Origin of the sequence: Endozoicomonas sp. ALE010 (assembly GCF_049310165.1) — a bacterium.
Taxonomy (GTDB): Bacteria; Pseudomonadota; Gammaproteobacteria; order Pseudomonadales; family Endozoicomonadaceae; genus Endozoicomonas.
Map to the genome: position 1 here is coordinate 1 of NZ_JBLYNV010000096.1, position 12,716 is coordinate 12,716.

Sequence of the window (12,716 nt, forward strand, 5' to 3'; positions counted from 1 at the left end):
GGGAGCTGGGGAGAATGATGCCAACTGCTTCACTCAAGTATCGTTTGCCTGAATATCAAACACTCGTGCATTAGAAACTTGAGAGTCGAGTAAAATGATCAGCCAACCTGCGAAAGGGCCTGTTTTTGCCGTGTTACTTGAGGCTTTAAAACAAGTGCTGTAGTATTGCTCAGGATAATTTATACAACATATGTCGTATACTATTGCGTCAATATTCTTTGTTGTGATTATGGGTTACACGACTTGTAGTAATAGTTGACTAGATGTAGTTGAAGCGAAGCTCGGCTCATTCAACATAATAAAAATATGCAAGGGATAGTAGAGTGCATAAGAAAAGCAAGTATTCATGTTGTTTGATTTTTGCTATCAATCTGTTTTGTCTTCTAAAAATTGGAAGTCTGTGGGCTCTTAATACGAAATTTCTTGAGAAAAATGTAGCAGACAATGGAAGTATTTTTAGTGACTCTGATCTAACCAGCGTTTCAAGATCTACGGTTGAGGCTGTCTTTACTTTGAGGCTTCTGGGAAATGTAGATCCCTCTATTCAGGCTAATGCGCTAAAATATTTGGAGAGTTTTAAGCTGGAGAGTCTTGAAACTGAATCTCTGTCAGCCATTACATTTCATAAAATCAGACAAGGCGTTCCTGTTGCTACTGAACTTGATGAGATCCTGAGTCGTCAAAATCAGGATGGCGGGTTTGGTAGCCATGAGGGATATGATAGTAGTGTATTCGATACGGCTGTAGCGCTTTATGCGATATCACAAGTTTCACAAGATCAAATGGCTGAAGCAGCCGCTATTCAGTACTTGTTAGACAGGCAGGATAAAAGCGGAGCTTATTCTGTCTATGATTCTAATGAGTCTTCCATTCCCGTAACTTCTCTTGTCTATACAGCGCTTCAACCCTACAGGTTTAAATATAAAGATATTCCCGATGCTTTACGTGAAATAGGGTACTACCTGTTAGAAAATCCACCGGTTGATTCTGGTTTGGATGGGGTTTGGAAAAAATCCATTGCTTTGCTTGCAATCATTCCTGAGATTCGGGATTCCCGCCTGTATAGCACCCAGGTAAATGAGTTGAAAGCTAGTCAGCTGTCTGATGGATCTTGGGGTGGAGATGTTTTTGTAACAGCCTTATCTCTCCGGGCTCTTCATCTTGCGAGTAATATCACCTTCCCTGAAGAGCCAACGGCTGGGACATTCAGTGGCAGGGTGTTCTCTGTCAACCAAAACCTCCCGTTGAGTGATGTTGTTGTTAGCGTTAAGGGTCAAGAGGATAGAGCCTCCAGAACCGATGACAAAGGTTATTTTGTTGTTAAAAATGTTGAGCCCGGAAAACATGAAATAGTCTATTCAACTGCAGGTTACCAAGCAGTTAAGCAGACAGCTGAAGTAACAAAAGGCCAGGTTGTAAACCTTGGCTTCGTCAGGCTTCAAGCTGCCCCCAATGTAGTAGTAATCACCGGTGAAATACTCATAACAAATTCTGAAGTGCCCATAAGTGGCGCTACGCTATCGCTTGTAGACGAGAAAGGTGAAGTTAAATACACAATAATTAGCGACAGTTCAGGGCAGTATCAAGCTGAATTAGAACCGGGAAAATACAAGATCAAAGTGACAGTGCCTGGGTATAGAGAAGTTTTTGTGGATGCAGATTTGGAAGCAGGAAAGAAAATGCTCTTTTCCCCATCTCTTGTTAAACAAGGGGAGCCTGAGGACATAAAACTTTCAGTTGCAGGAGTGGTTGTTGATTCAGACTCAGGTCAAGTCATTGAGGGTGTCAGAGTTGAAGTACAGAGTTCTACTGCCTCGGTGTTAACTGATGGCGATGGCCGTTTTGCTCTTGATGATCTGGAAGCTGGAAAGATCACTCTGGTTGTGTCAAAAGGGGGGTATCAGGAAAGGTCGCTTGAGTTTATAGCAAGTGCAGGAAATAAGGTTAATGTAGGGAATGTGCTGCTTGTTAAAAAGTCTGAAGGGGTAGACGACAATAGTTCCTTGTTTGGTAAAGTGATTGATGCTGTCAGCGGACTTCCGATTCAAAATGCTACGATAGCAGTTGATGGTTCGGATCAATCAACAAAAACACTGTCTGACGGAACATACACTCTTGATGAAGTAAAAGATCTGAAATTCAAATTGTTGGTAAGTGCGTCAGGGTATTGGAGTCAACTGCCAGAAGTCGATATGGATGCGCATGGAAGATTACAGTTCAACGTCTCTTTGTCTCCCTCAGATTTGGGTGGTCTTAGCGTTACTGAGCTAGGGGCAGGAAGTTCTGACTTTTCAGCATATGAGCCCATTTCAATTACAGCGACTATTAAGAATGCAGGCGATGTTCCGAAGACTGCGCAACTGTATATAGAAGTTCTGGATAGTGCTGACAGGGTTCTCTTTGCAACACCTGTTGGTAGTATGGCGGGGGGGATTGGACCCGGCGATCCGATTGTGATTCTACCTGAAAAATCTGTTTCTGTAGACGCTAACTGGTTTACCGCGAATAAACCGGCGGGTAGATATCGCATTAAGCTGTCTGCTTATGACAAATTTACAAAGCAACTACTTTCTGAGAAATACTCCACTATTACGATTGTTGAGACTAGCGCATTGGCTCAGGTCAATCTCAGGTTAAACAAAGCATTTACTCATGTTGGCGCAACAGAGCGAGTGTTGTTAATGGCTGATGTAATTAATCGCTCAAACCAGCCATCTGATTTCACCTTTAAAACGATTTGGCGTGATGCTGGCACTGACATTATAAAAGAGTCAGATACAGTGCTGAGCTTGCTTGGCAGTGATACAGAAAAATCAATCGATTTGCTGGATATGGAATACTCCTTCAAAGAAAGCGGGCGCTACCCGTTTACTGTTGAATTGAGTGATTCGCAGTTATCGCCCGAAATTCAGGAAATCTCTGTAGAGGTTGCCCCTACTGTTCGAGTTGAAGCTGAGCAAAGCATATCTGAGAAGGTTATTACTCCTGATGGGGATAGAAAAATCACCATTGAAGTAAAGATCAAGGGAGTTGAGCAATGAGAATCAAGGAAAATGACACCTCTACATTGGTGATGGCTCTCGCCCTTATATTAATAACTGCATTGGTCGCTGCTAATGCTTATGCAAATGGCAATAGTGGTAAAAATTATGTGCTGTCATTTATGCCAAATCATAGTGGTAGTGCTCGCTTATCTGTCATTATATCCAGTGAACAGAGCGCAAGTGGCACTGTACTCATACCAGGACTTAATTTTGTAAAAGATTTTTCGATTGAACCAAACTCTATTGCTCGTATAGAAATTCCATCCAAAACAGATGAGCCAAGCGTAAATAGTATTTCAAATCTTGGGATACGTGTAACAAGCGACGTTAAAGTGGCTGTGTATGGTTTAAGCCAAGAACAACATACAACAGATGCTTTTTATGGATTGTCCGTTGATACTTTGGGGACTGAATATTCGATACTTGGTTACAAGGGGCTCTCAGGAAGCTTGCCCTCTGAGTTTTCAGTAACCGGGGTTTACGATGGTACCGATGTTACCATTACACCTATTTTAAGCGCACATGGCAGGCAAGAAGGAGAGCCGTTTACGGTTACGTTGGACGCTAATGAAGTTTTTTTGTTCAATGATCCCAGTAGTGGTGATCTAACAGGTACGTTAATCAACTCTTCTGCTCCTGTTTCTGTTTTCAGTGGTGTTGAGTGTGCGAACGTACCCGTTGGAGTAAGAGCGTGTGATCACCTGAGCGAAATGCTGCCCCCTGTTTCAACGTGGGGTCGATCATTTGTGACGGTTCCTCTGGCTACTCGGCGAAGTGGGGATGTATTTCGTATATTAGCTTTTTCTGATGATACTGAGGTTAAAATTAACGGAGAAGTTGTTGAGACCTTGAGTAAAGGGAAGTATGTTGAAAAAATATTAAAGACCCGTTCTGTAATAGAAAGTAACGAGCCTGTTCTTGTCGCTCAATACTCTCAAGGGCAAAATAGTGACGGGATTATATCCGACCCCTTTATGATGTTGGTACCCCCTGCTGAGCAATTTTTAAAGAGTTATACATTTGCGTCGCTCGAAGAGAGCCTTGGTTTTGTTAATAACTATGTCAATGTTGTCGTTCCAAAAGATAATATAAATTCCATTGTGCTTGATGGAGAGATCATCTCGTCAGATCAGTTTGAAGACATTGGTAATAGCGGATTCAGTGGGGCACAGATCAAGGTGTCTGAAGGCTCTCATACCATTTCCAGCCCTAATCCCTTTGGTATCTATGTATATGGTTTTGGCAGTTATGACTCATACGGATACCCGGGCGGGATGAACTTTGATTTGATTAACTCCACAGGTGACAGTTTTGCGCCATTCGTTAAACTCATTGAGCTTGATGGAAGCATCGAAGGTATCGCAGGTGATTTTGAAGATCTGAACCTGAACTCATTGATTGATGAAGGCGAAGATCTGAATAAAAACAATAGACTCGATAGACGTACAGAAGACATCAATGAAAACAACCAGCTCGATGAAGGCGAAGACCTGAATGACGATGGCGTGATTGATCGCGATACCGGTATTTTCAGGGTCGAGCTTGAAGAAGGCGCTGAAAACCTGACACTCAAGACTAAAAGCTTTGTTCCTGGCGCGTTAAAGGTGCAGTTCAATATTGATGTCATTAATAAAGACTTACCGGGCAAAGGTGTGCTGGTTATCAGCGATGGGGCTGGGAACAAGGTAAAGAGGGCGATCAGTCTTGATAACAAGAAAAGACTGACCAATGTTCAGGTCATCAGTCAATTGTCTAATGCAGATATCGATCTGGCCAGTAGTTCTTTTTCAATTCAACCCGATAACGTCAGCCAAAAAGATGGAAGTACACTTATTGAATGGCGATTTGACGATATCACGATTGATCAGATTGAGGACCTGAGCTACGACATTACTTTCAAGAACCCTGTGCCAGGCGAAAAAAGAGTGGTGACACAAGCGCTCGATTTATATTACCGGGATATCAACGGTAATGATGTTTATCAGTCACTGGGGCAACAGGTCATTGATGTACTGTCATCACGTTATGTGCCATCGATCGGTACGAACAGTAACCAGTATCCTGCGGATACCGATGTAATGCTCACCGCAGTCGTTCAAAATACGGGTACAACCATTGGCACAGCTGTAGCGGATGTTTCAATATTCGATTCTGAAGGAAGTAAGGTTGCGAAGGTTTCAGGTGAAAAGTTATCCGGAATGGGGCCGGGTGACTCGGTCAGCTTTCAAAGTCTATGGAACACTTCAGATACGGCGAATGGCCAATATATTGCCCGTATAAATGTTAAAGACGATCTCACTGGCCAAATAGCCACTGCCAACAAGAAATTTACCATCAGTGCTTCTGGTTCAGGTGGAGAAGATGTCACGGTTATCAATATTCGAACGACAACCGACAGACAGGTCTACCACACGACCGATAACGTCAAGGCTGAAAACCTGGTTCAAAACTTGTCCGTCAATGCTGTAGCTGAAGCTTCTGAACTTTACGTCACATTCATTTCGCCGGATGGAACCATCATTTTCAGTGAAGTAATGGATATACTTGAACTGGCGTCTGGTGGTCTGCAGCAAAGATTCAGTGCTATTGATCTCAAGGGGGCTTTGGAAGGCAACTATCAAATTGTAGCAAGGCTGGTGAACAAGGAGGGGGGTGAAATTGTCATTTCCCAGGCCGAATTCCTGGTTCAGGAAAATGCACTTGCTGCGCTTAAGGGAAAAGTGACGGCTGATGAAAGTAAACTGGTGATAGGTGAGCCTCAAATCTGCCATTTCACTGTTGAAAACAGTGGTACTAAAACCTCTGATGATCTGCTGATGAGTCGTTCAATGGTCGATGTTGGAGGGCAAAGTTCTGGCATACTAGGTGAATCTTCAGTGACTCTAAACCCTGGGGCTGCAACTGAATATACTCATCTGATAGATACCGGCAACCTCAACCCTGGTGGACATGCCTGCGTACTACAAACAGAGATTGATGGTGAGCAAGTTGCCTTGGCTAGTGCAGGTTATACGCTTGCTTGTCCTGCCAAGGTGCCCGTAGCAGAAGTAAAAACATCTCAATACAGTACTAATTTACTGGTCAATGGTTCATTTGAACGCCACGGATATCTCAAGTATGGCGACTGGGGTGTCTTCAGACACATACCTGGCTGGGTAGCTCTGAAGAACAAATTTGAAATTCAAACCTCCGGAGTTTCCCAGGCGGCCACGGATGGTAAGGCTGTACTGGAGCTTGATGCTCATCGTAAGGCGTTGATTGCTCAATGGGTTGAAACAGTACCCGGTGATCAGTACTTGTTGATTCTTGATTACTCTCCTCGTGTGGAAGTCGATAGTAAGCCAACAACTAACAATATTGACGTTTATTGGGGTCATGAAAAAATCACGACCCTTGAGGGCGATAAGGTAGGCTGGAAAACACTGCAATTCGAACTGTCAGCGAAATATAATCTGTCGAAATTGGCTTTCCATGCCGTTGGTGAAAGCGACAGTGTAGGCGGGTTGATTGATAATGTTCAATTAAAATGCACTTCATTCCGTTTTAATAACCTCGTGAAAAATGGCTCCTTTGAGCAACACGGCGTACTCGAACAGTTTTACTGGGGGCTCTTTTCAAGCATACCCGGTTGGAGAGCGACCGGACATGAGCAGTTCAAGATCCTCGAAACCCGGACAGGCTGGAGATATAACGCATGGAAACGTAAAGGATGGTCTGCGGAGAGTGATTATAAACTATGGAAGCATAGAGATTGGATCAATGAAAAGAGCCACCATATAGACTATGAGGCTTGGGGTCGTAAGCACACAGACAGATATTTTGAAAATTATATTTGGGATAAGGACTACGATCTCAAAACCTTCTTTGACAAGAGCTGGGCTGTTCATGGTGATGCGGCGCTGAAGCTGGATGGTTATGAAAACAGTTCAATTAGCCAGGATATCACGACCCGGGTTGGGCAGAAGTACAATCTGACTCTTGGCTACGTACCCAGTGTTCACTGGCCAGATGATACCAATGATATTGAAGTTTGGTGGGGTAATGAACACATCGATACGATTTCAGGTGAGCATCACCACTGGACGGGCAAACATTATGAGGTTACAGCCAGCGATGCGAAAACAGCACTGACCCTAAAAGCCGCAGGTACATCAGATGCTATGGGCGGACTCATTGATAATGTGAGCCTGAGCTGTTCATTTGATGACAGTGCTAATGAAAACCTGATTACGAGTGAACCGTTTGAGGATCATTCATCCAGTCGAAACGGCTTTTTTGATTTCTTTGATAAAACGCCTGACTGGAAGAGTTATGGTAAGAATCCCTTTGAAACCCAGTCTGACAAAGAGGCAGGAACGTACACCAGAGAAGGCTGGGCAAGACTGGTTCTGGACGCTCGTGAGAACTCTGAGTTAACACATGTTGTTAAGACGGACGCAGGAGACAGTTATACCCTTGAGTTCAGCTACACACCAAAGGTGGCTCCTTATCACAAGGAGAAATGTATGTGGGGGCAATGTGAAACGGCTGATACGAACCAGGTTGAAGTATGGTGGGATGGAAAACGACTGGCTACGCTGGACGGCTCTGACAAAGGCTGGGTCACCAAACGCTATCAGGTGACTGCTTCCAGTGATAGTACCGAACTTGGTTTTAAGGCTGTCGATCAGTCAGGCAGATCGATTGGCTTGATTGAAGTCAGTCTTGTCAGGAACCCCGTTAAGTTAACGATTACTTCTAATCCTGTTACCAGCGTGCTGGAAATTGAACCTTACCAGTACAAGATCGATGTGATCCACGATAAAAAGGCAGTGCCTGTTTTTGAGTTGGATCAATATCCCGAAGGGATGAGTATCAGTGATGAGGGCGTGCTCAGCTGGGATTACCCAATACCCGGAGAATACCCTGTAATTGTGCGAGTTTCAGACGGTTGTGGAGATACTGCGATTCAGTACTTTACTCTGAAAGTTGAACCTCCCCTGCAGTGTCTCTGAGGGAAGTTCCTGAAGAGCAGGTTGAAAAAACAATAATGAAATCGCTGGACTGACCCGACCTGATGGCGGGTCAACCTTCACAAGACAGATAAATACAAGTGGTTGGAATTAGGTATGACAGGGCTAGGGATGGAATCGCTCAGAAGCGGTTGCGTAGGTAAGTTGACATCGATAATCAGTATGAGCCTGTTTACCTTTGTGTTTTATATTTCCCCCAGTGGTAAGGCTGTTGCAGATAATATTGAAAAAGAACAGCAACGACAGGCGCAGATTACAGTGGCTCGTGAGAAGACCCCTGAGCAGAAGCTTTCCCGTCGCCTGCAATCCTTACAGGATGCTGTAGTAAATCAGTCTATGGGTGGAGAAAAGCCGGGCTTATTTTCCACCCTGGCTTTCTGGCAAGATGATGATCCACTCAGTTCTGATAAGCGAGAACAACTGCAAGGGTTGTTGACAGACCTTCTGGCAATAGAAGCTGATGCTATGGGTGGTTTTTATCAGATACAGACTCATATTTCTGATAAAAAGCTTCCAGCCGTAGCTGCCAAACGGCAGGCTGCAGCAATGGCCACTTTCAAACAACAGTTTTCTGAAACTAAAGCCGTTTTGAAAGAACTGTTAACTACGAAGGACCTGGATCGTGCCAATGAGCTCTGGCAACAATTGAAGGCTGTTCTGGAAAATCAGCAGTTCAAACGTTCCCACAGCCCCTTTGATCCCAATAAACTCCCCTTTAGTAATCCGAATAGCAAAGTTCGGGAACCCAAGGTGACAAACTTTGACTTGCAGAGTGCTCTGGGTCTTGATTCCTATAAAGGTGTACAGGTTGCCAGCAATGGGCCTTTGCCATCATCAGTGACTGCAGCACTATTTAGCGCCAAAAACTCAGGGCAGCCTGCCGATACTTTTTTGCAGGAAACACCTGATATAGTGATCACAGATGAGATGCGAACACTGGCTGCTGAGTTGAACTATAACCCAACCGAAATCTATTCTTGGGTACACAATAACATCCGTTTTATTCCCAGCTATGGCTCCATTCAGGGGGCTGCCATGACCCTGGATACTCGCCGGGGTAATGCCACCGACACAGCCAGTTTGTTGATTGGCTTGTTACGAGCCTCCAATATTCCTGCCCGTTATGCTTATGGCACGGTAGAAGTGCCCGTAGAGAAAGTGATGAACTGGGTAGGTGGTGTGGAAGTGCCTGCAGCCGCTCAGAACTTAATGGGGCAAGGAGGTATACCCAATACTGGTTTACTTTATGGCGGTAAAGTAACTCAGATACGAATGGAACACACCTGGGCTGAAGCCTGGGTAGATTTTGAGCCTAGTCGGGGTGTCAAAAACCGTACAGGTGATAACTGGATTCCAATGGATGCCAGCTTTAAACAGTATGAATTCACCGATGGTATGGCACTGCAGGAACAAGTGCCTTTTGATGCCCAGGCTCTGGTAGATGATATCCAGGCCAATGCAACTATTAATGAAGAGCAGGGCTGGGTACAGAATCTGCCACAGCAGTCTATCGAACAGCAATTACAGGCATACCAACAGCAACTGGAAGACTACATTGCTAATCAGAACCCTGATGCCACAGTAGGTGAAGTGCTGGGACTGCAGGAAGTCAAGGTCAAGCCTGCAGCGCCACTGGCAGCAGGACTGCCTTACCGGGTATTGGCTACCAGTGAACGGTTTGCAGAAGTGCCTGAGAAATTGCGTCATAAGTTTAAATACCAGCTGCAAGCCCAGCTTTATGGTCAGCCAGGTACAACCCTCTTTACCTTTGAGCAGCCCACCGTTGAAGTGGCTGGCAAGAAACTCGCACTGTCCTTCCGGCCCAGTACTGAAGATGATGAACAGATCATCGCAAGCTATTTGCCACAACCCAATGAAGATGGCAGCCCAATTGATCCGTCCCAACTGCCCGATACATTACCCGGTTACCTTATTAATATGACCGCGGAGTTTACAGTAGATGGCGAAGTACAGCTGGCTCAGGATGCAGGCACTATGGGAACGGAACTGTATAGTACTATTGGTCTGTACTCTCCAACCCATGGCTGGACTCAGGCAAATAATAAACCAGTAGCGGGTGAATACCGTGCTATTGGGTTGGATTTGCAGGGGGTATCTGCGAAACAGGCAGAACAAATGCAGCAAAGAATGGAAAATACAAAATCCAAGATTGAGTCTTCAGATATATCTGACATGTCCAAGCATGATTTGCTTGGAGATATCGTGTATTCCACTATCTTTAGCTACTTTGGATTAAATGATCTGCAGGATCAAATTGCCGCAGAAAGTAATGATGTTGTGCAATACCGGGCTCCAAGTTTTGGTTTGTTTATGACTAATGTTATACCTATGTATTGGTATGGTATAGCACGAGATGTCCAAACTAATGGTTTAGTTATGGATGTGGATAATTATTCATCCATGAGTATTCATAAAAGAAATGACCTAGCAGCTTGGGTGCAAAATAATCAAACAAGTGGTTCACGCACTTCTGCAATGGAGCATCTTGTGCCAGAACAGCTTGTTTCTTCAAGTGATTCCCCTGTTGAAGGAATCAGTGCAGTCAAAGCTCTAGCTGTAGCTGCTGGTGCAGGGCAGAAAATATTTACCATCACAAACAGTAATTTGGATGAAGTAATCTCTAACATAAAGTTGGATTTAGGAATCAGGCAAGAAATTCGTCAGAGTGTAGAAGCTGGTAAAGTGGTGACAGCACATGAGGAAAATATTGTCTTAAATGGTTGGGTTGGTGCAGGGTATTTGATCATAGATCCAGAAACTGGAGCTGGAGCTTATAAAATAAGTGGTGGTAGTAACGGTGGTTTTATTGACCCCGAAAAAAAAGGTTATGATGATATTCTTGGATTTATTGGTTTTGCATTACCATTTTTAAAAATAACGCTTCTTACAGGTCTCTCTGCGATAATTGCTTTAGGTCTGAATGTGAAAATGATCATGGATTACGCAAAAATTGACCATAAGTGTGAGGGTTTAAATTATTTGATAGCTTTGTCTATTCTAGTAACAGTGTTAGGCCTTTTAGCTTTCTTTTCTGGCCCCTTAATAGCGATAGTAATAATGTATGCAGCTATGCTTTCTTCTAAGGCTGCAATGAGTGTTGCAGAAAGTAAATTTTGCAGGGTTAAATAGTTGCTATGAGCAAAGCTGAATTAATTAATTTTGTTGTCTTTGTAGTGGATATGGGGATAGTGCTTTATTTTACTATGATCGGCTACGGGATCATCAAAGGACGAATATATTTGTTTGGGCGTTGGTATACAAGGAATGTCAAAGAAGAAAAAAGCGACTATTATCAATCTATTGTTGTATATATTGGTGCAGGGTCATTACTTCTATATTTTCGCTTTGTATCATTCCCTGCTGAGTTGTTGCCTCTTGCCAAATGAATAGAAGATGAAAAGAATGGATCCTGTATTAATAGTTATAGAGTTAGGAATATTGATGTATGGCTGTATGCTTATTTATGGCATTTGGAAGAAGAGATAACCCGATAATAGATACTGACCCGTTGGGGTTGCTAAAAGTGTGTCGCCGCCCGCTGTCTTTTGCTGGTGATTATATGAGTTCAGGGGCAACTGGAACAAATCTTGGCATTTTCCATGAGCATGCGTTCTATGAGGACGGTACGGGAGATAATACCGGCTTTACTAAAACCGGGTTATTTGATGACCGAAAAAACATCAATAAATATCAATGTGGTAACACAAGATATGACGACAAGATAATGTGGCAGGCTGAGGCGAATAAAGCCAACGATTGGAAAGAGGGTTATAACTTTGTTACAAACAACTGCCATGACTACATTGAAGTGGTTTAATGACTTAGGACACCTCGTTAAGCACAATAGTGCAGTTGATGACGAGGTAGAAAGTGACAAAGCAGCGTAAGAATTATTCTCCAGAATTTAAGCGTAAAGCCATTGCTATGGTAGTTGAACAGGGGCAGGCTGCTTCAGAAGTGGCCAGAAGTCTTGGTATCCATGATGGCAACCTGAGACGCTGGATACGGGAGCAGAATGAAAAAAAGGAAAGGTCTTTTCCTGGCAAAGGGCAGCAAGCTCTGACGCCTGATCAACAGCGAATAAAAGAACTGGAAGCTGAAAATCGCCAGTTAAAAATGGAGCAGGAAATCCTAAAAAAAGCGACGGCCTTCTTCGCGAAAGAACTGTTGTAAGGTTTGCATTCATACAACAGGAGAAGGTGGCCTATCCGGTGCAGGTACTCTGCAAAATAATGCAAGTTGGGCGCAGCGGATTTTACCGCTGGCAGAAACAACAGACTCAGCAGGAGAACTCCAGGGCTGAACAGTTCCGCCTGGAGGCTGATGCACAGCAGATTTTTGTCGACTCTGATCGCTCATATGGCAGCCGAAGAATGGCAAAAGCACTGCGTAGTAAGGGTTACAGCATAGGTCGTCATCAGGCAACAACACTGATGAAGCGGTTGGGGCTGGTCGTGAAGTATGCGAAAAAATTCAAGGTGACGACGAATAGCAGGCACAAGTTTCCAGTTGCAGAAAACCTCCTGAACAGGGAGTTTGCAGTAACGGAGGCGAATAAGGTCTATACGACAGATATTACTTATTTATGGACTCGCGAGGGATGGTTGTATCTGGCAGTGGTTATGGACCTCTATTCAAG

At 43.9% G+C, this 12,716-nt stretch carries 7 protein-coding genes; all 7 read left to right on the top strand.

What is annotated here, in order from left to right; all coding sequences use genetic code 11:
* Nucleotides 1-323: 323 nt before the first annotated feature.
* On the top strand, nt 324-3,041 hold the full coding sequence (locus tag ACO6UY_RS22890; RefSeq protein ID WP_422460300.1) for a carboxypeptidase regulatory-like domain-containing protein: 2,718 nt from the start codon (nt 324-326) through the stop codon (nt 3,039-3,041).
* On the top strand, nt 3,038-8,038 hold the full coding sequence (locus ACO6UY_RS22895) for a DUF642 domain-containing protein (protein WP_422491401.1): 5,001 nt from the start codon (nt 3,038-3,040) through the stop codon (nt 8,036-8,038). The genes ACO6UY_RS22890 and ACO6UY_RS22895 overlap by 4 nt, the downstream gene beginning before the upstream one ends.
* Before the next feature lie 180 nt (nt 8,039-8,218).
* A complete protein-coding gene (locus ACO6UY_RS22900; protein ID WP_422447695.1) occupies nt 8,219-11,206 on the top strand; it encodes a transglutaminase-like domain-containing protein in 2,988 nt (995 codons plus the stop codon).
* A gap of 5 nt (nt 11,207-11,211) precedes the next feature.
* The gene (locus ACO6UY_RS22905; RefSeq protein ID WP_422447697.1) at nt 11,212-11,463 is read left to right on the top strand and encodes a hypothetical protein; all 252 of its coding nucleotides are present in this window, start codon (nt 11,212-11,214) and stop codon (nt 11,461-11,463) included.
* 59 nt (nt 11,464-11,522) lie between these two features.
* Entirely contained in the window at nt 11,523-11,894 is a 372-nt protein-coding gene (locus ACO6UY_RS22910; RefSeq protein WP_422447699.1) for a hypothetical protein, read from the top strand.
* Nucleotides 11,895-11,947: 53 nt separating this feature from the next.
* Nucleotides 11,948-12,250, top strand: coding sequence for a transposase (locus tag ACO6UY_RS22915; RefSeq protein ID WP_422468316.1), 303 nt, complete (start codon nt 11,948-11,950; stop codon nt 12,248-12,250).
* Between the two features lie 11 nt (nt 12,251-12,261).
* Nucleotides 12,262-12,716: IS3 family transposase (locus ACO6UY_RS22920; RefSeq protein ID WP_422491403.1), on the top strand; the 455-nt coding region annotated here is incomplete at its 3' end.